Here is a 22,246-nt window from a genome sequence, read left to right on the forward strand (position 1 = left end):
GGCTTTGTAGATGCAGAGGCCATCGGCGGTCGCGCTCACCGGCTTGGCGTTGCCGTTGGGACGCAGGCCGTTCTGAAAGACCAGGTTGAGGGTCTGGCCGTCGGCGCTGGTGGTGAAGGTCTTGGTGGGCGAGGCCAGCGGGTCAGTGGGCGTGGCGGTGCCGCTGCCGAGGTTGAAGCTGAAGGTGGTGCCGATCGCCTCCACCGGTGCTGGTGCCAGAGCCAGGCCAGCCGCGACAATGCCAGCAGCGACCAGGCCTGCCTCGTGTGTGGGCATACGGGTCAAGGAGCTTCACGCGGGACTTCTGACTAAAGTTTACTGAAAATGCGCCGGCGTGTCACACCGTTGGCCGCTCAGGACAGCGCCAGTTCCCGCTCCTCCTCCACGGCCCAGTCCTCCTCGTTGGGATCCCGGCGCAGGTTGCGCCGCTCCAGCGACAGCACCGGCACCTCCATGAGGGGGGTGGCGAAGGCCACACCAAAGGTGAGGGCGAAGTGGGCCCTGGTCAGCCAGCGCAACTGGGCCTGCATCCTTAACTGGCCAAAGCCGGGATGGGCGCGCAGATCCATCAGCAGCCATTGCCCCATCGCAAGGGACTGGTCCTCGGACGCGATCAGGCACATGCCGCCCTTGCCCACGTCGGCGATGTCGGCGAGGAACCAACGGCCACAGGGCTTGCGATCGTCGTCCAGTGGCCGCAGGGCGATGGTGCGGCAGCTCTCGATGGAGTGACGGGCGAAGGCCCGCTTCTCCTTGCGACTCAACGTCCGTTGCTGGTCACGCGGCAGGACGCCCGCAGCGCAGGAGGTGGTTGATGACTGGGAACCGGGCTTGTTGATCAGCATCCGAGCCACCCCTCCAGTTGTGTTCATTCTGAACCCCGTGAGTCCCACGGCGCAGGTTCCTTAGCAAAACGCTATGGCTATGTAGCGGTAGGGGCGCCATTGGCCGACAGCGCCCCGGGTTTTCGTAACAACGGCAACGGGTGACCACCCCGGCGGCACTGCAGGATCCAACCGCGTGGAAGGGCCTGGAATGTTCAGTCAGTACAAACCGAACCAGGGATACGACGAGTACTTCACCTCCACCGACCAGCCCCGGGCCACCCTCAAGCCGCTGCTGTCGTCCCTGGGCCAGATGGGCCTCGACCAGCTGAACCGCAACCACGTGGCCGCCGGCATGCTGCTCAAGCGCCTCGGGGCCACCTTCCGCCTCAACGATTCCGACAGCAAGGGCGTCGAGCGGATTCTCCCCTTCGATCCCCTTCCCCGTCTGATCGGGGCCCAGGACTGGGAGCGCCTGGAGCGGGGTCTGATTCAGCGACTGGAGGCGATCGACCGCTTCCTGGCTGACGTTTACGGCGATCAGAAGATCCTGGCCGACGGGGTGGTGCCCAGGGCCGACGTGGAAAGCTCCCAGGGCTGGCGGCCCCAGATGCAGGGCTTCCAGCCGCCCCTCGGCCGCTGGTGCCACATCTCGGGCCTGGATCTGGTGCGCGACGGTGACGGCACCTGGCGAGTGCTGGAGGACAACCTGCGCTGCCCATCGGGGGTGGCCTACTTCCTCGAGAACCGGCGGGTGATGAAGCGGATGTTCCCGAGCCTGTTCGCCGGGAGAACGGTCCAGCCCATCGACGACTACCCCTCCCACCTGCTGCAGACCTTGCGGGAGCTGGCCCCCTGGACCGACACCCCCAAGGTGGTGCTGCTCACCCCAGGGGTGTTCAACAGCGCCTATTTCGAGCACAGCTACCTCGCCCAGCAGATGGGCATCCAGTTGGTGGAGGGGCGCGACCTGGTCTGCGAAGGGGACCGGGTCTGGATGCGCAGCACCGCCGGCCTGGAGGCGGTGGATGTGATCTACCGCCGCATCGACGACGACTTCCTCGACCCGGCCGTGTTCCGCAGCGATTCCCTGCTGGGGGTGCGGGGTCTGATGGGGGCCTACGGGGCGGGACGGGTGGCGATCGCCAATGCTCCGGGTACCGGCGTGGCCGACGACAAGCTCATCTATGCCTATGTGGGCAAGATGATCCGCTACTACCTGGACGAAGAACCCATCATCGAGAACGTTCCCACCTACATCTGCTCCAGGCCTGACGACCAGGCCTATGTGCTCGAGCACCTCGGGGAGCTGGTGGTGAAGGCGGTGGCCGAGGCCGGTGGCTACGGCATGCTGATCGGCCCCCACGCGAGCCAGGCGGAGATCGACGAGTTCGCCGTCAAGATCCAGGCCAACCCCCGCAACTACATCGCCCAGCCCACGCTGGAACTCTCGACCGTGCCCTCCCTGAGCGAAGGGGAGTTGTACCCCTGCCACGTCGATCTGCGGCCCTACGTGCTGCGGGGCAAGGAGGCCTGGGTGAGCCCCGGTGGCCTTACCCGCGTCGCCCTGCGGCGCGGCTCCCTGGTGGTCAATTCCTCCCAGGGGGGTGGTTGCAAGGACACCTGGATCGTGGATGAAGCCCCATGCTGAGCCGCGTCGCCGACTCCCTCTACTGGATCAACCGCAACGTCGAACGGGCCGAGAACATCTCCCGTTTCGTGGAAGTGAGCGAGGCCATGGCCCTCGACTGTCCCCCCGGCAGCGCCGAGCCCTGGCTCCCCCTGATCGAGGCCAGCGGTGACCGCAAGCTCTTCGATGAGCTCTGCCCGGTGGTCACCCCCGAGGCCGTGATCCATTTCCTGGTGCGGGAGACGGACAACCCCAGCAGCGTTCTCAACTGCATCGGCAATGCCCGCGAGAACGCCCGGCAGATCCGTGAAGTCATCACCACGGAGATGTGGGAGCAGATCAACGACATCTACTGGACGCTGCAGGAGGAGACCTTCTGGCTGCAACCGCCCCAGGAACAGCTGCGGGAGATCCGCCGCGCCTGCCAGCTGTTCTACGGGATCACCGACGCCACCCTCAGCCGCGACCTCTCCTGGCAGTTCAGTCGCCTCGGGCGACTGCTGGAGCGGGCCGACAAGACCACCCGGATCCTGGATGTCAAATACTTCCTGCTGTTGCCTTCGCCCGAGGAGGTGGGCGGCGTGCTCGACGAGCTGCAGTGGATCTCCCTGCTGCGCTCGGCGGGTGCTTACCAGATGTTCCGGCAGTCGAGCCAGCAGGCGATCGAACCCAAGGCCGTGGCCGCCTTCCTGCTGCTGGACCCGATCTTCCCCCGCTCGGTGCGTTACTGCCTGGAGCGGATCAGCGACACGCTGCGGATCATCCGCGGCAGTTCGGTGCCGCGGCCCGCCGACGATCTGGAGTGCCTGATCGGGCTCACCCTGGCCCACTGGAGTTTCACCAGGATCGACGAACTCGTCGCCACCGGGCTGCACGAAGCCATCGACCACTTCCAGTCGGATCTGAACCGCCTGCATGAGCTGATCGAAGCGCGCTACTTCATCGCTCCCCCCAGCAGCACCTCCAGTCAGGAGGCGGCATGCGAGCCCGCCTGACCCACACCTTCAACTATCGCTACAGCGCGCCTGTGTTCCTGGGGCCGCACCGTTTCTGCCTGAAGCCCCGGGGCCACGGCTTCCAGCGCCTGCTCCATTTCCACCTGGCCATTAGCCCGGAACCGTCCCTGCTCTATCCGCTGGTGGCGGCCAGTGGTGATGAGATCCTGCGGGCCCGCTTCGAGGGCAGCACCGATCACTTCCGCGTGCAGGCGATCAGCGATGTGGAGACCTCACCGCCGCCGGCCCTGGCCACGTGCCTGGAGGACCAGGAGCCCCTGCTCCCCTACCCTGTGGGCCATCTCAATGGCGATCTGCTGGGCTCCCTGGAGGGTTGGCTGCCCAATGGCCAGCACGACCCCGCCGCGGTGGATCTGGCCCAGGAAGCGCTGATGGGTAGCGACCAGCGCGGGCTGATGTTCCTCGAACAGCTGGTGGAGATCATCAAGGACCGGGTCAAGTACACCCAGCGACACGTGGGGCCGGCCTGGCCGGCGGGCCGCACCCTCAAGGAACGGGTCGGCTCCTGCCGCGACCTGGCGATGCTGATGATCGAGACCTGCCGCTGCGCCGGCCTGCCGTCCCGGTTCGTGAGCGGCTACCACCTGGTGGAGCCGGCGCCGAAGCAGTACGACCTGCATGCCTGGGCGGAGGTCTACCTGCCCGGGGCGGGCTGGCGGGGCTTCGACCCCAGTGGCAAGGGCAGCATCGACGACCGCTACATCACCCTGGCCACCTCCTCCAAGCCCGCCCTCACCGCGGCGGTGAACGGAAGTTTTTCGGGTCCAACCGGGGTGGAAAGCGAACTGGACTGGACCATCGAGGCGGAGCTGCTGGAGTCCGCTCCCATGGGCGCTTCCTGGCACGGGGTGCTGCAGCGCTGAAAGAAAGCCACTCTTAAGGAGCTCCCGCCTGTATCCGATGGTGCAGCGGCTGCGGCACTCCCCAGGCCAGGACAGATCCTACGTCGCCACCCAAGGCATCTCCCCCATGGCAAGCTCCACTCCCGCACCCTGCCCACCCAAGGGGCAGGCCCTCCTGGAGGCGATGCGCCGCCATCTGTTCTCCAGCCAGGCCAAGTCCGCCTCCCTCGCCACCCCCCACGACCATTACGTCTGTCTGTCGCTGGCGGTGCGGGACATCCTCCTGACCAGCTGGGTGGACACCGTGGACACCTACACCAGCCAGCACGTTCGTACCGCCACCTACATGTCGGCGGAATTCCTGCTGGGGCCCCACCTGGAGAACAACCTGGTGAGCCTCGGGCTGCGGGAGGAGGCCCGGGCCGCCTGCGCCGCCCTCGGCCTCACCCTCGAGGAAATGCTCGCGGAGGAGCCGGAACCGGGCCTGGGTAACGGGGGCCTGGGCCGGCTGGCGGCCTGCTTCCAGGAGTCGATGGCCACCCTGGAGTTGCCGGCCATCGGCTACGGCATCCGCTACGAGTTCGGCATCTTCCGCCAGCAGATCGGCCCCACCGGCCAGATGGAGAGCACCGACCCGTGGCTGGCCCGCGGCAACCCCTGGGAGGTGATCCGGCCGGAATGGAGCTATCCGGTGGTGATCGGCGGCCAGACCGTGATCGGCGTGGCCTACGACACCCCGATCCTGGGCTATGGCGTGCACACCGCCAACACCCTGCGGCTGTGGTCGGCCCAGGCGCCGGACGCCTTCGATTTCGCCTCCTTCAACGCCGGCGACTACACCCGGGCCGTGCTGCACAAGGTGCAGTCGGAAACCCTCTCCAAGGTGCTCTATCCCAATGATGAGCTGGAGCAGGGCAAGCGCCTGCGGCTCAGCCAGCAGATCTTCTTCGTCTCCTGCTCCCTGCAGGACATGTTCCGGATCCTCAGCAGCCAGGGGATTCCGGTCACGGAGTTCCACCGCAAGTTCGCGGTGCAGCTCAACGACACCCACCCGGCGATCGCGGTGGCGGAGCTGATGCGCCTGCTGATCGATGATCACGGGGTCGACTGGGACACCGCCTGGAGCATCACCACCGCCACGATCAGCTACACGAACCACACCCTGCTGCCCGAGGCCCTGGAGGCCTGGGGCCTGGAACTGTTCCAGCAGCTGCTGCCCCGCCAGCTGCAGATCATCTTCGAGATCAATGCCCGCTTCCTGCGCACCCTGCGCATCCGCTTCCCCGGCCAGCCCGACCTGCTGGAGCGGCTGTCCCTGATCGAAGAGGGCCCGCACCGCAAGGTGCGCATGGCCCACCTGGCGGTGGTGGGCAGCCACACGGTCAACGGCGTGGCGGAGCTGCACAGCCGCCTGCTCAAGGAGAACCTGTTCTCCGAATTCGCCCAGGTCTGGCCGGAGCGCTTCACCAACATCACCAACGGCGTCACACCGCGGCGCTGGCTGGCGGTGGCCAACCCGCCCCTGGCCGACCTGCTCAACGACGCCATCGGCACCGACTGGTGCCGGCACCTCGACCAGCTCCGGCAGCTGGAGCCCCTGGCCACCGATGCCGGCTTCCTGGAGCGCTGGCAGGGGGTGCGCCAGCAGGCCAAGGAGCGCCTGGCCGCCACGATCCGCCAGGACACCGGCGTCCTGGTGGATCCCTCCTCCCTGTTTGATGTCCAGGTGAAGCGCATCCACGAGTACAAGCGCCAGCACATGGCGGCCCTGCAGGTGGTGGAGCGCTACCTGCGGCTGCGGGCCGGCGAGGATCTGCCGCCGCGCACGGTGATCTTCGGCGGCAAGGCGGCCCCCGGCTATGCCATGGCCAAGCTGATCATCCGCCTGATCGTGGGCATGGCGGAGATCATCAACATCGACCCGGCGATGGATGGCCGTCTGCGGGTGATCTTCCTGCCCAACTTCAGCGTCAAGCTGGGCCAGAAGATCTATCCCGCGGTGGATCTCTCCGAGCAGATCTCCACCGCCGGCATGGAGGCTTCCGGCACGGGCAACATGAAGATGTCCCTCAACGGCGCCCTCACGATCGGCACTCTCGACGGGGCCAACATCGAAATCCGTGAGCGGGTCGGCGACGACAACTTCTTCCTGTTCGGCCACACCGCCGAGCAGCTGGCCGCCATCAACCGCAACGGCTACCACCCAATACCCTGGCTGGAGAATGACGCCCTGGCCAAGGAGGCCATCGACCTGATCGGTTCGGGCCACTTCAGCGAAGGCGACCGCGACCTGTTCCATCCGCTGCTGGCCAACCTCTGCAGCAGCGACCCCTTCCGGGTGATGGCCGACCTGGGCGACTACCGCCGCGCCCAGAATGAGGTGGACAGCGCCTGGTCCGACGCAGGACGGTGGAGCATGATGTCGGTGCTTAACACCGCCCGCTGCGGCTTCTTCAGCAGCGACCGGTCGATCCAGGAGTACGCCGAACGCATCTGGAAGGTGGTCCCGGTCCCCGTCAATTCCTGCAGCGTGATTCCCCAGCCGTCCCCATGAGCCTTCCGCAACCCGCATGAACTGGCCCGCATGAGCTGGATGGAACGGGTGGCCGAGGCGGCCGAATCCCGCCTGCGCGCCGCCGGCATCCAGATCACCCTCGGCGGTGAGCCCACCCTGGTGCCCCTCGAGCCGGAGGGGCCGGAGTGGAGCGTCACCGCCGACGGCCCCACCAAGCTGGCCATCGCCCGGGCCATGGCCCGGGACCTGCAGCAACGGGTCTGGCCCGGCAGCACGCTGCTCTACTGCCCGGGTAAGCGTTACGACGGCGAGGTCAATCCCCGCTGGGCCCTGCGCCTGTTCCTGGGGGACGACGGCACGGCGCCGGTCCGCTGGCCAGGCCTCTGCCAGCCCGGTCTGGAGGGTGCACCGTTGACGGCCAGCGAGGGTCCGGCCTGGCTCGAGCGCCTGGGCGGACGGCTGGGCATCGCACTCCAGCCCGTGGTGCTGCGCGACCCCTTTGAACCCGAGCGCCGGGTCTGGGCCGCCCCCCTGAGTGTGGCGCCGCCCGAGGCGGACGACCCGGCGGCGGCAGGGACCTGGGCAGTGGCCCCCTGGCCCCTGGAGGATCGCCTGCGGGAGCTCACCGGCGCCCCCGGCCCGGCCGGCCTGCGCCTGCCGCTGGAGCACCTCCCCGAGGACGTGCCCCGCCAGGTGCTGACCCTGGAGATCGATCCCGACGGCTGGGAGCTGTTCCTGCCGCCCCTGGAGCGCGAGCCCCTGCGCCTGCTGCTGCAGGCCGTGGCCGACAGCCTGGGCGACCTGGCCGCACCCAGGCTCAGCGGCGTGCTGCCCTTCGATGCCGGCGAGCGCTGGCAGGTGCTGGGCCTGACGGCCGATCCGGGCGTGCTGGAGATCAACCTGCCCGTCTGCCACAGCTGGCTGGAGTACCACCAGTGGCTGCAGCGGCTGGAGGAGGTCGGCGGGCGGGTCGGCCTGCGCAGCTGGAAGGACCTGGGCGACGACCGCCAGGAGGGAACCGGTGGCGGCAACCATCTGCTCTGGGGCGGCCCCGACCTGGCTCACCATCCCTTCTTCTCCCGGCCGGCCTGGCTCACGGGGATCCTGCGGTACTGGCAACGGCACCCGTCGCTGGCCTATCTGTTCTGCGGCCCGGGGGTGGGTCCCTCCTCCCAGTCGCCACGGCCGGACGAGGCGATCGGCGAGTGCTTCGATCTGGAGCTGGCCTACCGCGCCATCGAGCAGGCGGAGGGCCAGCCCTCGAGCGAACCCTTCGGAGATTTCCGGGGCCTGATCGGCGAAACGCTGCGCCATCTCCATGCCGACCGCAGCGGCAACAACCACCGCAGCGAGATCAGCTTCGACAAGTTCTGGAATCCCGGGGCCCCGGCCGGCTGCCTGGGCCTGGTGGAGTTCCGGGCCCTGGAAAGCCTGCCCAGCATGGCCTGGAGCAGCACCATCGCCCTGCTCTGGACCGCCCTGGCGGCCCACCTGCTGGAGCCCAGCCACCGCCCCGCCCAGCTGCACGACTGGGGCTCCACCCTGCACGACCGCCAGCTGCTGCCCAGCCAGCTCTGGGCCGATCTGGAGGCCATCCTGGCCGACCTGGCGGCGGATGGCCTGGTCCTCGATCCGGCGCCGTTCCGGACCATCTGGGAGTGGCGCTTTCCGCCCCTGCTGCGGTGGCAGGGGGACGCGGTCTCCAGCGAAGCGGCACCGGTCCTGGAACTGCGGCCCACCCCCGAGCCCTGGCCCCTGATCTGCGACACACCGGTGCAGGGGGGCTTCACCAGCCGGTTCATCGACGGCTCCCTGCGCCGTTTCGAGGTGGTGGCCAACCCCCCCTTCCGCCGGGACTGCCAGCTGCTGGTGAACGGTCGCCCCCTGCCGCTGGAGCCCTCCGTCGATGGGGCGGTCCAGGTGCTGGCGGTGCGCTTCCGTTTCCAGCGGCTCTACCCGTGCCTGCACCCAGCGATCGAGCCGCACATGCCGCTGGACCTCGTGCTGCGCACCCCCGGCGGGGATGTCGGCTATCGCCTGCACCCGGAGGGCCACCGCTTTGAACCTTGCCCGGTGCCGGCACCCGGGCCCGTTCCCGGCGCGCCCGCCTGGCAGGGGCGCCAGCGCCCCACCGACCTCACCATCGACCTGAGGATCGACTGATCGCCTCAGCAAAGACGGCGCAAAAGCACCGAAACCATCGCCCGGACGGGAGATCAGTGACCTCCTATTCTTCTCTTTCCTTCACTTTTCAGGCAGGCTGAGGCAGAGTTCCCAGTCCAATTTTCAGGAGGGCTGCAGTTATCGCGAATCCCTCTAGGGGTGATGGGGAATTTCCTTCCTCAGTCTGGTCAGCACCGAAATCGATGCCTAACATCCCTGGTGAATGGAAGCATCAGTGCAGTCTTTCTGGTTCAGCACTCCGGCAGAACAGGGGCTGATTCCTTGCGTCGACAGCGTCGGTGATGCTTTGCGTTTTGCCGCTGACCTGGGCAGCGATGATCTCGTCGTCCTTGATCTCGCCACTGGCCATTTCATCGATTGCAACCGTTCCGCCCACGAACGGCTCGGCTACGACCGGGAGCATTTCCTCACACTGAATCCAGCCGCGATTCAGGCGGACGGGGACCGGGCCGACGACCTGATGCAGGACCAGCTGCGGGCGATGCGGCGCCAGCCCAGGGGCAGCTTCGCCACCCGCCACCGGGCCCGTTGCGGCACCTGCCGGGATGTGTCCGTGAGTTACCAGGTGCTGGAGTTGAAGGGTCGGCTGGTGGCCCTGGTGAGCCATCGCGACCGCACCGACCTCGACACGGCCCTGCGGGAAAGCTCCCGGCTGGGCTCGCTGCTGCAGGAGGCCGAGCGCCTCACCCACGTGGGCAGCTGGGAGCTGAACCATCGCACCGGAGAACTGCTCTGGTCGAACGAGGCCTACAGCATCTTCAACACCGCCCCGGAGCAGACGGTGCCGTCCTACGAGGTGTTCCTCAGGACGGTGCATCCGGAGGACCGTTCCCTGGTGGATGCCACCTTCCAGGACTCCTTCCGCTCCGGTCGGCCCTACCGGATCGAGCACCGCCTGCTGCTTGGCCATGGCCTGCTCAAGGTGGTGCTGGAGCGGGGGCGCACCACCCTGGACGAAGACGGACAGCCGCTCTCCACGGTGGGAACGGTTCAGGACATCAGCGAGCAGCACGAGATCCAGCAGCGGCTGGAGCGCATCGCTTTCGTCGATCCCCTCACCCGGCTGCCCAACAAGGCCGCCGCCGTCCGCCAGCTGGCCCGGCTGCTGCGCAGCGCCGGCAAGGATCACAGCATCGCCCTGATCAACCTCGACCTCGACAATTTCCAGTCGATCAACAACAGCCTGGGCCACGAGATCGGCAACCAGGTGCTGCGGGCCAGCGGCACCTGCCTGCGCCATCTGATGCGGCCGGATGACTGGTTGGCCCGGGTGGGCAGCGATGAATTCATTCTGCTTCGGCCCCTGGCCATGGCCGAGCGGGACCAGGTGCTGCCATGGGCGGAGGACATCCGTCGCACCCTTGGCAACACCCCCGGGATGGGCACGGGCCTGGCGGTCCAGCCCAGCGCTTCGCTCGGGGTGGCCCTGGCCCCGGACCACGGCCTCGACCCCGACACCCTGCTGCGCTGTGCCAACACGGCCCTGATGGAGGCCAAGCAGCACGGTAAGAACCAGCTCCGCTTCTACACACCGGAGATCAGCCTGCAGTTGCGCGAGCGCCTGGAGCTGGAGCTGAGCCTGGCCCGGGCCATTGATCGGGAGCAGCTGAGCTTGTTCTACCAACCGCAGATCGATCGGGGTGGCAGCCGGATTGCCGGGGCCGAGGCCCTGCTGCGCTGGCGGGACCAGAGCGGCCGGATGGTTCCGCCGAATGTGTTCATTCCGCTGGCGGAACGCACCGGCCAGATCCACACCATCGGCCTCTGGGTGATCGAGGAGGCCTGCCGGCAACTGCACGCCTGGCACAGCCAGGGGCTGCGGCCGGGGAAGGTGGCGATCAATATCTCGGCCCTGCAGCTGGGAGCCGAACACCCCTCCCTGGCCGAACTGCTGGCCGGGGCACTGCAGGCCTACGACCTGATGCCGCAGAACCTCGAACTGGAGATCACCGAAACGGCCCTGCTGAACGATCCGGGCCGGGCCGGCGAACAACTGCGGCAGCTCGCCGAGAGCGGTTTCAGCCTGGCGATCGACGACTTCGGCACGGGCTACTCCTCGTTGGCCATGCTCCACTCCCTGCCCCTCGACAAGCTCAAGATCGACCGCTTCTTCGTCGACCGCCTCGGCAATGACGATGCCGACCTGGCGATCGTCAAGGCCACGATCGTGATGGCCAAGGAACTGGGGCTGATGACCCTGGCCGAAGGGGTGGAAACCCGTGAGCAGCTGCGGATGCTCCAGAACCTCGGCTGCGACCAGTTCCAGGGGTACCTGCTGGGCCGGCCGATGCCCGCCGATGACTTCGGCGCCCTGTTGCAGGGTGCTGCCGCCGCCTGAGGCCAGCGGCTACCAGCTGACTCCGTGGAGTTTGGGCAGGGGGGCGGTCTTGGAGGTCACCGCGAACAGCCGGGGGATGCGGTGGCTGTTGTAGACGCGGAACTCGCGCACCACGCTGGCACCTTCCTCACGCACGGCCTGGTTGAGCACCAGGGAGCCATCGGGATCGGAGACGGAACGGTGGAAGGTGCCGGGGGGAATGCGGAGGATGTCGCCGCCGCAGTCGAGGCGGACGATGTGATACGGGTAGTTCCATCCCAGGTTGACCAGGAAGAAGGTGCGGCCGCCGTGCATGGCCAGCAGGTTGTCCTCCTGGTGGGGGTGCAGATAGAACTGCCAGCTGCCGGACTCCTGGCAGTCCGGCGGGCTCACCGCCGGACCGGAGTGGACCACCAGATCCCGCTTGTTCGAGGTGGGCACGGTGATGTCGAAGAACCGCACCGAGGGGGTGTCGCGGAACTTCTCGTAGGGGATCAGCTCGAACATCGGAGCCGGTCGGGGCCCCTGGGCTGCCCCGGCGGCTGGGCGGCCCTGCAGCTCGTCTCTCGACGGGACGGTGGCGGTCATGGGAGCGACTTCGTCAGAAGCCTCTGCGGTCTCTTCAGTGAACCTAATCCTGGCGGGGTCCCACGGTGAGATCGGCTACGAAAGCCCGCAGGCGCTGGGCCAGTTTCGGTGGTGGTGCTGCCTAAGGTGAGCCTCCTGCTCCCCGGGCCCATGGGCCGCCACGACCATTGTTTCGGCTTCGAGGCCGACTTCGTCGGCGACCTGCGCTGCATCCCCATGGCGGTGCGGCGCAAGCTGGATCTGGTGGGCGTCAAGCTGAAGCTGAGCCACTGGGGCGAGCTCGGCGCGGGGGAACGGCAGCGGCTGCTGGCCTGGCCCGACGATCCCGAGGCCCTGGCGGCTCTCGACCACTGGCTCGGCCAGCGCACCGCCACCATGGCTGCCGGCACCGCCGGCCGGCTGGAGCCCGCCTGCGGCGTCCCCTGGCAACAGGATGATGCCCCCCCGGAGGTGCTGCTTGCCTCCTGCCGCCAGCAGGGCCTGACCCTGCCACCCCACGCGTGGGCAGCGCTGGATGAATTGCAGCGTTTTGCCCTGGTGAAGCTCAGCCATCCGGGCCATGAGCACCGCAACCTGCCGCGGGCCTTCGCCGAGTTTGGCCTGGAAGCATGAGCGGCCTGCGGGCCTGCCTGCTCAGCGGCGGCGTCAGCCGCCGCATGGGCACGGACAAGGCCCTGCTGCCCCATCCCGCCGGCGGCACCTGGCTGGAGTTCCACCTGGCCCAGCTGGCGGCGTTGCCGCTGCCGATCACCCTGGTCAGCCACCACCAGGCCCACCAGGCCCTGGCGCGGCCCCTGCGGGACGGGCTGGGCCAGCCGATCACGGTTCTGGAGGAGCCGCCACCCCGGGAGGGGCCGCTGCTGGCCCTTGAGCGCCTGATGGCGCTCTACCCCGATCAGGACCTACTGCTCTGCCCTGTGGACATGCCCTGGCTGGAGGCCGCCGCCCTCGACGCCCTGCTGGCGGCTACCGCTGGCCACGCCGGTGCCGCCCAGACCCCCACCGCCATCCACCTGGCCCATGACGGCCGGCGGCTGCAGCCGCTGCTGGGGGTTTACCCCGCCCATCCCGGCCGCCGCCAGCGGCTGCGTGCCTTCACGGCGGCGGGCGGCCGGCGGCTGCAGGACTGGCTGGCGGGGGAGGCGGTGGTGGCGGTGCCCCTGCCGCCCGCGGGCCTGCGCAATGCCAACCGGCCCGACGACGCCACCGGCCTCTGGCCCTAGCTTTCCTGCCATGGCGGAGCGTCCCCTGGATCTGCATGGCCGGCCCCTGGGGGTGTTGCGGCTGTCGTTGACGGCCCGCTGCAACCTGGCCTGCCCCTACTGCTGCCCCGATCTCGAGGACCCGCCCGATCTGCTGACCCTGCCGGAACGGGTAGCCCTGGTGGAGACCACCGTGGGCCTGGGTGTGCACACGCTTCGCCTCACCGGCGGCGAGCCCCTGCTGCACCGGCAGCTGGAGGCGCTGATCGCCGCCCTGCAGCCGCTGCGGCGGCGTGACCCCAACGATCCCCGCGGCGCCCTGCGGGAGATCGCCCTCACCAGCAACGGGGTGCTGCTCAGTGCCGATCGGGCCCGGCAGCTCAAGGCGGCGGGGCTCGACCGGATCACCCTCAGCCTGGACGGCACCGACGGGGCCAGCGTGGCCCGCATGGCCGGCCTGGCCGGTGCGGCTGCCGGCGGCGTCGCGCTGGAGAAGGTGCTGGCGGGGATCCAGCACGCCAGAGAGGCCGGCTTCGATCCGGCCCGCGGCGCGCTGAAGCTGAACGCGGTGATCACCCGCTCGGGCAATGCCGACCAGCTGCTGCCCCTGGCGGAGCTGGCCCGGCAGCAGGGGCTGGAGCTGCGCCTGATCGAGTTCATGGACGTGGGCAACCGCAACGGCTGGCTGCCGGAGCAGGTGCTGCCGGCGGCCGAGATGGTGGCCCGCATCGGGGCGGCCTGGCCGCTGGAGCCGGAGGGACGGGCGCCCCACGGCACCGCCGGTCGCTGGCGCTACCGCGACCGGGATGGGCTGCACCTGGCGGTGGTGGCCTCGATCACGGCGCCCTTCTGCGGCGACTGCAACCGGCTGCGGATCACCGCCGACGGGGTGGCCTACAGCTGCCTGTTCGCCGCCGACGGCACCGACCTGAAGCCCTGGCTGCGGCCCCGGCCCGACCCAGCCCGGCTGCGGCAGGCGCTGGAGGGGTTGTGGCGCGCCCGCCGCGACCGCTGGAGCGAGGAGCGCCAGGAAGCGGCCGAGCGGCGGCCGGCGTCGGCGGAGATGGCCTACCTGGGGGGCTGAGCGGCTCCGGACGCTGCAGCCACCGCCCCCCGCACCAGCACCGGCACCCGCTTGAAGGCCGGCGTGCCGCAGCGGGGGTCGATGACGGCCTTCATGAGCACGTTCACCTCCGGGTAGAACATCAGCGCCGCCCCCTCGCGGATCTCGCCGGGGATGATCTCCACGCCCTCCAGGGCGCCCGCTTCCCCCTGCACCGTGACCCGCTGGTGGGCCGCCAGGCCGCAGCGGCGCAGGTCGGCACGGTTCATCAGGATCGTGTGGCGGTGGGGCATGCCCCGGTAGCTGTCGCCGGCCTTGTAGACGACGGTGTTGTGCTGGCCGTAGCTGCGGGCCGTGATCAGGGCCAGCACCAGGCCCCCTTCCCCCGGGCCGAGGCCGCCGAAGTGCTCCGCCACCGGCAGCGTGAGTTCGGGCAGGGGGGTGGGCGCCACCCGGGCCCGGCCGCTGGGGGTGGGGAAGGTCGGGGTGTCGAACAGGCGCCCCTCGACGCTGAACTCCTGCCGGGTGGCATCGATGCGGGCGATCGGGCCGTAGCCGGGCACGGTGCGGCCGATCAGGTCCCGCACGTAGGACGGATCCTGCAGCTGCCCCCAGTCGATCGGAACCGTGCCCATCAGCCGCCGGGCCAGTTCGGCCAGGAACGCCACCTCGCTGATCAGGTCGGCGCCGGCCAGGTGGGTGCGGCCCGGCTCGTTGAGGCGCACGTAGTTGTTGCCCGATTCGGTGGTGGTGCGGTGCGGGGTCTCGAAGCGGTTGAACACCGGCAGCACCAGGGTCTGGCGGGCGGCCAGGCCGTGGAAATGGCCCTGGTTGGGCTTGGTGGCCAGGTACAGGATCGTGTCGATCCGGCCCAGGGCGCGCCTCGCCTCGGCGCTGTCGGGATTGGCGCCCCAGAGGTTGCCCCCCAGGCACAGCAGGCTGTCGACCCGGCCGGCATCGGCGGCCGCGATCAGGGCGCGGGTGTCGTAGCCGGGCACCCGGCTCAGGGGCCGCCCCAGCAGCTGCTCGAGGGCCTGCTGCATCTCCGCCCGCAGCTTGACGGTGACCCCCATCGAGCCGAAGCCCTGCACGTTGGAGTGCCCCCGGATCGGCATGGTGCCGGCGCCGGGCCGGCCCACGTTGCCGCTGAGCAGGGCGGTGTTGGCGATCGCCTGCACGTTGTCGATGCCGTTAGCGTGGTGGGTGATGCCCATCGCCCAGGCGAACACCACGCCCCGGGCCGCGGCGATCACGGCGGCGGCGTGCTCCAGCTCCTGGCGGCTCAGACCGCAGCTGGCGGTGATCGCTTCCCAGGAGGTGGCCTCCAGCTGCTCCAGCAGCGCCTCCCAGCCCTCGGCATGGGCGGCCAGGAAATCGCGCTTCACGGCGCCGGCCTCCAGCAGGGCTTTCTGCAGCCCCAGGAACACGGCAGTGTCGCTGCCCGGCACGGGCTGCAGGAACAGGGAGGCGATCTCCGAGCCCGCCAGCATCGAGCGGATCGGGAAGGCGGGGGAGCCGAACTTCAGCAGCCCCACCTCGATCACCGGGTTGATGACGATCACCGTGCCGCCCCGCTGGCGCAGCTTGATCAGCTCATTCATCAGCCGCGGGTGGTTGGCCGGGGCGTTGGAGCCCACCAGCACCACGCAGTCGGCCTGCTGCAGGCTCTCCAGACTCACCATCGAGGTGCCCGAGCCGAAGACGGCGTTGAGCCCCACGGTGGAGGGGGCGTGGCAGAGGTCGGAGCAGTCGGCCAGGTTGTTGGAGCCCATGGCCCGCAGCAGCAGCTGCAGCAGGTAGGCGGCCTCGTTGGAGGAGCGGCCCGAGCTGTAGGAGGCCACCCGCTCCGGCGGGCGCCGGAAGGCGGCCTCGGCGATGGCGAACACGTCGTCCCAGCCGATGCGCTCGTAGTGGCTGCGGCCCTCGCGCAGCAGCAGGGGGTGGCTGAGGCGGCCGAGGCGGTCGGCCTCCATCGAGGAGAGCTGCTGGAGGTCCGCCAGACTGCGGCGGCCGAACACCCCCTCGCTCACCGCCGGCTGCAGTTCGGCCATGATCGCCTCGACGCTCTTGAGGCAGCGCTGCAGCGGCTCCCCCAGCTCGTCGACGAAGCCCCCGTGCTGGCCGCCCGTGCCCCAGGCGCAGGAGAGGCAGGCGCTCTTGTGGTTGAGGGTCTGCCAGAGCTTCGGCCCCCGCGGCGAGAGGGTGGCCTTGGCCCAGCCGTCGATCAGGGGCCAGCCGCCGCCCTGGCCGGGCGTGGCGGCATCGGCGGGGCTGGCGTTGTCGCTCATGGGGCCGGCCGGAGTCGGCACTCACTCTGGCCGCTGGGCACTCCGGGTGGAGGGCTGGGCCCAGCGAGAATGGGCCAGCGGCGGAGCGTGAGGCGACCATGATCCGGCATTTCGATCACGTCACCGTCGTTGTGCGGGACCTCGCGGCGGCCCGGCGCTTCTTCGGCCTGCTGGGGTTCGTGGAGGACAAGGCCGTGCTGATCAGCGGGCCCCAGTTTTCCGACTACATGGGGGTGGAGGGCATTCAGGCGGACCATGTGACGCTGGTGCTGGCCGGGGCCACCCCGCGCCTGGAGGTGCAGCTGCTGCACTACCGCCACCCGGAGCCCCTCCCCGAGCCGGCCATGGACAACTTGGCCCGGGTGGGGTTCAACCACATCTGCTTCGCCGTCGACGACCTGGAGGCCACGGTGGCCCGGCTGCAGGCGTCGGGCGTCCAGCTCCGCAACGCCGTCATGGACTTTCATCACCGCAAGCTGGTGTTCCTCCGGGGTCCGGAGGGCATCACCGTAGAGCTGGCGGAATGGAAGGCTGAGGCCAGCCCCTAGCTGGCCACGGCCAGCAGCGCATCCAGGCGGCCCTGGCGCTCGAGGGCGTAGAGGTCGTCGCAGCCGCCCACATGGGCCCCGTCGATGAAGGTCTGGGGCACCGAGCGGCGGCCGTCGCTGCCCCGGGCCACCATCGCGTCACGGGCGTCCTCGTCGCCGTCGATGACGTATTCGGTGTAGGTCACGCCCTTGCGGTCCAGCAGCTGCTTGGCCCGGATGCAGAACGGGCAGAAGCGCCAGGTGTAGATCTCGACCTTGGGCATGGAAAGCGTGGGTGAGTCGGGTGTGGCCATTCTGTCGAAACCGCCCCGGTCCGGTCGTCATGGACGTGACGCCTGCTCCCCCGGAGCCGGCGCGACCCACCAACCCCCTGGTTCCCCACCATGCAGTACCCCGTTCTGATCTACGAAAGCGAGCAGGACTTCGCCGACCGCCCCGGCCTGATGCCGGCCTACGCCGCCTACAGCCAGGCCCTAGCCGAGGCCGGCCACATGGCCGGTGGCGAGGCCCTCCAGCCCACCCACACCGCCACCACCGTGCGCCTGCGCCACGGCGAGCGGCAGGTGCAGGACGGGCCCTTCCCCGACAGCAAGGAGCAGCTGGGCGGCTTCTTCCTGATCGATGTGCCCGACCTCGACGCCGCCCTTACCTGGGCCGCCCGTTGCCCGGCGGCGGAGCGCTGCGCCGTGGAGGTGCGGCCCGTGCTCGCCATGGAAGCCCCCTGAGATGGAGGGGCGGCGGGCGGCGGAGCTGGCGGCACGGCAGTCCTTCGGCAAGCTGGTGGCCTGGCTCACCGCCCGCTGCGGCGATGTGGCGGCGGCGGAGGACGCCCTTGGCGATGCCTTCCTCGCCGCCCTGCGGCGCTGGCCCAGCGAGGGGGTGCCACGGGCGCCCGAGGCCTGGCTGCTGGTGGTGGCCCGGCCGCGTCTGATCGACCGGGCCCGCCGCGACCGGACCCTGGAGCAGCTGCTGCCGGAGCTGGACGCCGCGGCCCCCGGCCTGGATCCGGACACCTCTGCGAACGCCATGGAGATTCCCGACGAGCGGCTGCGGCTGCTGTTTCTCTGCGCCCACCCGGCGATCGATCCGGGGATCCAGGCGCCACTGATGCTCCAGACCGTCCTGGGGCTCAACGCCTCCCGGATCGCCGCCGCCTTCCTGGTGGCTCCGGCCACCATGGGGCAGCGGCTGGTGCGGGCCAAGGCCAAGATCCGCGATGCCGGCATCCCCTTCGTGCTGCCGGCCGCCGAGGCCCTGCCGGCGCGCTCGGCGGCGGTGCTGCAGGCGATCTATGCCGCCTACACCAGCGGCTGGGATGGCCACGGCGAAGACGGCCGCGACCGGGGGCTGACCCAGGAGGCGGTGCTGCTGGCGCGTCTCTGCGCCTCCCTGCTGCCCGAGGAGCCGGAGGCCCGCGGCCTGCTCGCCCTGCTGCTGCACTGCGAGGCGCGCCACGGGGCCCGGCGGGCTGCTGACGGCAGCTATGTGCCGCTGCTGGAGCAGGAGCCGGGGCAGTGGGACGCCGCCCTGATCGCCGAAGCCGAGGCGGCCCTGACCCAGGCCTCCCGGGCGGCCCGGCCCGGGCGCTTCCAGCTGGAGGCGGCGATCCAGTCGCTCCATGCCCACCGTGCCGTCAGCGGCAGGGTCGACTGGCCGGCCCTGCTGGGGCTCTACGACGCCCTGCTGGCCCTGGCCCCGAGTGCGGGGGCCCGGGTGAGCCGGATCGCCGTGCTGGCCGAGCTGGCGGGCCCCGCCGGCGCCCTGGCCGAACTGGACGCCATGGCGGCCGCCGAGCCGGCCCTGCGGGAGCACCAGCCCTGGTGGGCGCTGCGGGCCCACCTGCTGCGGCGGACCGGCCAGGCCGGTGAAGCCCAACAGGCCTACCGGCGCGCCATCGCCCTGGCGGACGATCCGGCGGTGCGGGCGTTCCTGGGCCAACGGCACCGGGCCGAACCGCCACTCAGGGTGCCGGGTCTGCCCCCACCTCCTGACGCGGCCGGATGTCGTACCGGCGGCGCACCTCCTCCAGGGGCAGGGGGAAGTCGTCCCAGGGATCCCAGTCGCTGATCAGGTCCCGGGTGACGCCGAGGCCGTGCTCCAGGCCGCGGAAGATCACCACCGGATCCGCCTGGCCGGTCTCGGCCGCCGTCACAGGGGTCGAGCCGATGCCCAGCTGGAACTGGGCCAGGCCGAAGAGGATCGTGAAGAAGGGGTCGTTGCGGCCGAAGCCGGCCTGGAAGCCGAGCACCCCGCATTCCTCGCTGGGGCTGGTGCCGTAGCCGCCGAGCACGTGGCAGCAGTCATGGCGCACCACCGGCGGCGGCGGCCCGCCCAGCTCGCCGGGAACGCTGAAGCCGTTGGCGTCGATGAAGGCCAGGTAGGCCCGGCCGAGGCTGCCGTGGGGCAGCTCCGCCAGGGCCCGGTAGCGGCGGGCGAGGGCGGGATCCTCCCGCTTCAGCAGCGAGCGGGCGATCTGCAGGGCTCCGGCGGGGCCCTCATCGCGCACGTAGGCCGCGGCGGCCCCCCGCTGGAACCCCCGCCGCATGATGTCGAGGCGCACCAGGTTGAACTGGTGCTCGAGCACGTGGTGGAAGGCCTGCACCGGGGCAGCGTCGATGGCCAGCGCCCGGGCCGTGGCCTCCAGCCGGGCCAGGCGAGCCTCGCCAGGGGAGTCCTCGAGCAGGGCCAGCACGGTCATGCCGCGCAGGATCCGCTCACGCCACTCGGGCTCCGGCACCGCCGCCGCCAGCTGCTCCGGCGTCAGGGGCTCCAGCTCCTCGAGCGGAATGGGCAGCCGGAGCAGGTGGTCCCGGATGGCGGTGATCGTGCGCAGGGCCATGGGGCTGGGCGGCCCGCCTTCGGTGGCGATCGCCAGCAGGCTGCCCAGGCCGGCCCGGCCGATGGCCTCGCGGCGTTCCGGGGGCGGTTGCGCGGAGAGGAGAGGGTTCATGGCGTTCAGGCGATCTCGAAGCGGTCGAGGTCCATGACCTTGCTCCAGGCCGCCACGAAGGCGGCCACGAAGCGCTCACCGGCGTCGGCGGAGGCGTACACCTCGGCGATCGCCCGCAGCTGGGCGTTGGAGCCGAAGATCAGGTCGACGCGGGTGGCGGTCCAGCGCAGGTCGCCGGTGTGGCGGTCGCGGCCCTCGAAGCTGTCCTCCGCCTCGGAGGTCGCTGTCCAGGTGGTGCCCATGTCCAGCAGGTTCACGAAGAAGTCGTTGCTGAGGGTCTCGGGGCGGTGGGTGAAGACCCCGTGGCGTGACTTGCCGTGGTTGGCATCGAGCACCCGCAGGCCCCCCACCAGCGCCGTCATCTCCGGGGCGGTGAGGCTGAGCAGCTGGGCCTTGTCGATGAGCAGTTCCTCGGCGGCGGCCGGCAGGCCCGGCCGCAGGAAGTTGCGAAAACCGTCGGCCTTTGGTTCGAGCACGGCGAAGGAGGCCGCGTCCGTCTCGTCCTGGGAGGCATCCATGCGCCCGGGGGTGAAGGGCACCGTCACCGTGTGGCCGCCCCGGCGGGCCGCCTCCTCCACGCCGGCGCAGCCACCGAGCACGATCAGATCGGCCAGGGAGATGCGCCTGCTGTCGGCTCGGGAGCCGTTGAAGGCCTGGCGGACCACCTCGTAGGCCTCCAGGGCCCGGGCCAGCTTGGCGGGCTGGTTCACCTCCCAGTCCTTCTGGGGGGAAAGGCGCAGCCGGCCGCCGTTGGCGCCGCCGCGCTTGTCGGAACCGCGGAAGCTGGCGGCCGCGGCCCAGGCGGTGGCCACCAGCTGGGAGATGGGCAGCCCCGCGTCCAGGATCCGCCCCTTGAGGGCGGCGATGTCGCCCGCGTCCACCAGGGGGTGGTCGACGGGGGGGATCGGGTCCTGCCAGAGCATCACCTCCTCCGGCACCAGGCTGCCCAGGTAGCGGGAGCGGGGCCCCATGTCCCGGTGGACAAGCTTGAACCAGGCCCGGCGGAAGGCCTCCCCCAGCTGCTCGGGGTGCTCGTGGAAGCGCCGGGAGATCTCCAGGTAGGCCGGATCGACCCGCAGGGACAGATCGGTGGTGGCCATCATCGGCGCGTGGCGCTTCGACGGGTCGTGGGCATCGGGCACGGTGTCCGCCGCCGCCGGATCGGTGGGCCGCCACTGCCAGGCCCCGGCCGGACTCTTCTCCAGCTGCCATTCGTAGCCGAACAGGTTCTCGAAGTAGCCGCCGTCCCACTGCACGGGGTTGGCGGTCCAGGCGCCCTCCAGGCCGCTGGTGGTCGTGTCGTCCCCCTTGCCGCTGCCGAAGCGGTTGCGCCAGCCCAGCCCCTGCTCCTCCAGGCTGGCCGCCTCGGGTTCCGGCCCCACCAGGTCGGGATCGCCGGCGCCATGGCACTTGCCGAAGGTGTGCCCCCCGGCGATCAGGGCGACGGTCTCCTCGTCGTCCATCGCCATGCGGGCGAAGGTCTCACGGATGTCCCGGGCGGCGGCGATGGGGTCGGGCTCGCCGTTGGGCCCCTCGGGGTTCACATAGATCAGCCCCATCTGCACGGCACCGAGTGGGTCCTCCAGCTCACGGTCGCCGCTGTAGCGCCTGTCCCCCAGCCATTCGGTCTCCGGTCCCCAGTCGATGTCGATCGGCGGCTCCCAGACGTCCTGCCGGCCCCCGGCGAAGCCCAGGGTGGGCAGGCCCATCGATTCGATGGCGCAGTTGCCCGCGAAGATGATCAGGTCGGCCCAGGAGAGGGCGCTGCCGTACCTCTGCTTGATGGGCCAGAGCAGGCGCCGCGCCTTGTCGAGGTTGCCGTTGTCGGGCCAGCTGTTGAGCGGGGCGAAGCGCTGGGTGCCGGAGCCGGCGCCGCCGCGGCCGTCGTGGATGCGGTAGGTGCCGGCGCTGTGCCAGGCCATGCGCACGAAGAACGGCCCGTAGTGGCCGTAGTCGGCCGGCCACCAGTCCTGGGAGGTGGTCATCAGGGCGACCAAGTCCTGCCGCAGGGCCTCCAGGTCGATGGTGCGGAACGCCGCGGCGTAGTCGAAGCCGCCGCCCATCGGATCCGCCAGGGGGGAGTGCTGATGCAGCACCGCCAGGTTCAGCTGCCGCGGCCACCAGTCCCGGTTGGAGCGGGCCCCGGCCGTGCTGCCCCGGAGGATGCCGTGCAGGAAGGGGCATTGGCCGCCGGTGCCGGCACCGGCCTCTGGGGAGAGTCCTTCCATCCGCCGCCGCTGCGTGGGTGCTGAATGAATGTAGGAGTGGGAACGAGGTCA

General features: G+C 70.2%; 19 protein-coding genes. 12 read left to right on the top strand and 7 right to left on the bottom strand.

All coding sequences use genetic code 11. The annotated features are described in order from the left end of the window. Nucleotides 1-276 (bottom strand): hypothetical protein (locus tag KBZ04_RS01405; protein WP_254990126.1); only part of this gene is annotated, 276 nt, incomplete at its 3' end. Between the two features lie 77 nt (nt 277-353). After that, complete coding sequence (locus KBZ04_RS01410) at nt 354-845, bottom strand: PilZ domain-containing protein (RefSeq protein WP_254990127.1); 492 nt, start codon at nt 843-845, stop codon at nt 354-356. Between the two features lie 190 nt (nt 846-1,035). Between KBZ04_RS01410 and KBZ04_RS01415 the strand changes: the two genes are divergently transcribed. The 6 genes from KBZ04_RS01415 (at nt 1,036) to KBZ04_RS01440 (ending at nt 11,349) form a co-directional block, all read left to right on the top strand. Then, complete coding sequence (locus tag KBZ04_RS01415; RefSeq protein ID WP_254990128.1) at nt 1,036-2,475, top strand: circularly permuted type 2 ATP-grasp protein; 1,440 nt, start codon at nt 1,036-1,038, stop codon at nt 2,473-2,475. Beyond that, nucleotides 2,469-3,449 carry an alpha-E domain-containing protein gene (locus KBZ04_RS01420; RefSeq protein WP_254990130.1) on the top strand — a complete coding sequence of 327 codons (981 nt, stop codon included), beginning with the start codon at nt 2,469-2,471 and terminating at the stop codon, nt 3,447-3,449. The genes KBZ04_RS01415 and KBZ04_RS01420 overlap by 7 nt, the downstream gene beginning before the upstream one ends. Next, nucleotides 3,434-4,333 carry a transglutaminase family protein gene (locus KBZ04_RS01425; protein WP_254990131.1) on the top strand — a complete coding sequence of 300 codons (900 nt, stop codon included), beginning with the start codon at nt 3,434-3,436 and terminating at the stop codon, nt 4,331-4,333. Before KBZ04_RS01420 ends, KBZ04_RS01425 begins: the two co-directional genes overlap by 16 nt. A gap of 106 nt (nt 4,334-4,439) precedes the next feature. Beyond that, complete coding sequence (locus KBZ04_RS01430; protein ID WP_254990133.1) at nt 4,440-6,866, top strand: glycogen/starch/alpha-glucan phosphorylase; 2,427 nt, start codon at nt 4,440-4,442, stop codon at nt 6,864-6,866. Between the two features lie 30 nt (nt 6,867-6,896). Next, nucleotides 6,897-8,990: a transglutaminase family protein gene (locus KBZ04_RS01435; protein WP_254990134.1), complete on the top strand. Its 2,094-nt coding sequence runs from the start codon at nt 6,897-6,899 to the stop codon at nt 8,988-8,990. Between the two features lie 307 nt (nt 8,991-9,297). Beyond that, nucleotides 9,298-11,349, top strand: a complete 2,052-nt coding sequence (locus KBZ04_RS01440) for a putative bifunctional diguanylate cyclase/phosphodiesterase (protein WP_254990135.1) — start codon at nt 9,298-9,300, stop codon at nt 11,347-11,349. Nucleotides 11,350-11,358: 9 nt separating this feature from the next. On the opposite strand, the gene KBZ04_RS01445 is transcribed toward KBZ04_RS01440, so the two are convergent. Next, nucleotides 11,359-11,835 carry a redox protein gene (locus KBZ04_RS01445; protein WP_254957943.1) on the bottom strand — a complete coding sequence of 159 codons (477 nt, stop codon included), beginning with the start codon at nt 11,833-11,835 and terminating at the stop codon, nt 11,359-11,361. Between the two features lie 189 nt (nt 11,836-12,024). Here KBZ04_RS01445 and KBZ04_RS01450 point away from each other — a divergent pair, with 189 nt between their 5' ends. Genes KBZ04_RS01450 through KBZ04_RS01460 form a run of 3 tightly spaced genes read left to right on the top strand, consistent with a single transcriptional unit; the run spans nt 12,025 to nt 14,202 of the window. Next, nucleotides 12,025-12,528, top strand: a complete 504-nt coding sequence (locus KBZ04_RS01450; protein ID WP_315860021.1) for a nitrate reductase associated protein — start codon at nt 12,025-12,027, stop codon at nt 12,526-12,528. Further along, a complete protein-coding gene (locus KBZ04_RS01455; protein WP_254990136.1) occupies nt 12,525-13,139 on the top strand; it encodes a molybdenum cofactor guanylyltransferase in 615 nt (204 codons plus the stop codon). Before KBZ04_RS01450 ends, KBZ04_RS01455 begins: the two co-directional genes overlap by 4 nt. 10 nt (nt 13,140-13,149) lie before the next feature. Beyond that, entirely contained in the window at nt 13,150-14,202 is a 1,053-nt protein-coding gene (locus KBZ04_RS01460; protein WP_254990137.1) for a GTP 3',8-cyclase MoaA, read from the top strand. On the opposite strand, the gene KBZ04_RS01465 is transcribed toward KBZ04_RS01460, so the two are convergent. Next, nucleotides 14,187-16,469, bottom strand: coding sequence for an FdhF/YdeP family oxidoreductase (locus KBZ04_RS01465; RefSeq protein WP_254990138.1), 2,283 nt, complete (start codon nt 16,467-16,469; stop codon nt 14,187-14,189). The two genes, KBZ04_RS01460 and KBZ04_RS01465, sit on opposite strands and share 16 nt — an antisense overlap. A gap of 98 nt (nt 16,470-16,567) precedes the next feature. Between KBZ04_RS01465 and KBZ04_RS01470 the strand changes: the two genes are divergently transcribed. After that, complete coding sequence (locus KBZ04_RS01470; RefSeq protein ID WP_254990139.1) at nt 16,568-17,017, top strand: VOC family protein; 450 nt, start codon at nt 16,568-16,570, stop codon at nt 17,015-17,017. Here KBZ04_RS01470 and grxC read toward each other — a convergent pair. Next, nucleotides 17,014-17,280, bottom strand: coding sequence for a glutaredoxin 3 (gene grxC, locus KBZ04_RS01475; protein ID WP_254990140.1), 267 nt, complete (start codon nt 17,278-17,280; stop codon nt 17,014-17,016). The genes KBZ04_RS01470 and grxC overlap by 4 nt on opposite strands. A gap of 120 nt (nt 17,281-17,400) precedes the next feature. Between grxC and KBZ04_RS01480 the strand changes: the two genes are divergently transcribed. Together KBZ04_RS01480 and KBZ04_RS01485 are read left to right on the top strand one after the other, a co-directional pair. After that, a complete protein-coding gene (locus KBZ04_RS01480) occupies nt 17,401-17,742 on the top strand; it encodes a YciI family protein (protein WP_254990141.1) in 342 nt (113 codons plus the stop codon). Nucleotide 17,743: 1 nt separating this feature from the next. Further along, a complete protein-coding gene (locus KBZ04_RS01485; protein ID WP_254990142.1) occupies nt 17,744-19,084 on the top strand; it encodes an RNA polymerase sigma factor in 1,341 nt (446 codons plus the stop codon). On the opposite strand, the gene KBZ04_RS01490 is transcribed toward KBZ04_RS01485, so the two are convergent. Beyond that, nucleotides 18,978-19,967: a hypothetical protein gene (locus tag KBZ04_RS01490; protein WP_254990143.1), complete on the bottom strand. Its 990-nt coding sequence runs from the start codon at nt 19,965-19,967 to the stop codon at nt 18,978-18,980. The two genes, KBZ04_RS01485 and KBZ04_RS01490, sit on opposite strands and share 107 nt — an antisense overlap. 5 nt (nt 19,968-19,972) lie before the next feature. Then, nucleotides 19,973-22,195, bottom strand: coding sequence for a catalase/peroxidase HPI (gene katG / locus KBZ04_RS01495; protein WP_254990144.1), 2,223 nt, complete (start codon nt 22,193-22,195; stop codon nt 19,973-19,975). Nucleotides 22,196-22,246 lie beyond the last annotated feature (51 nt).

It is taken from the genome of Cyanobium sp. N5-Cardenillas (assembly GCF_024345515.1).
In the GTDB taxonomy this organism is placed as follows: domain Bacteria; phylum Cyanobacteriota; class Cyanobacteriia; order PCC-6307; family Cyanobiaceae; genus Cyanobium.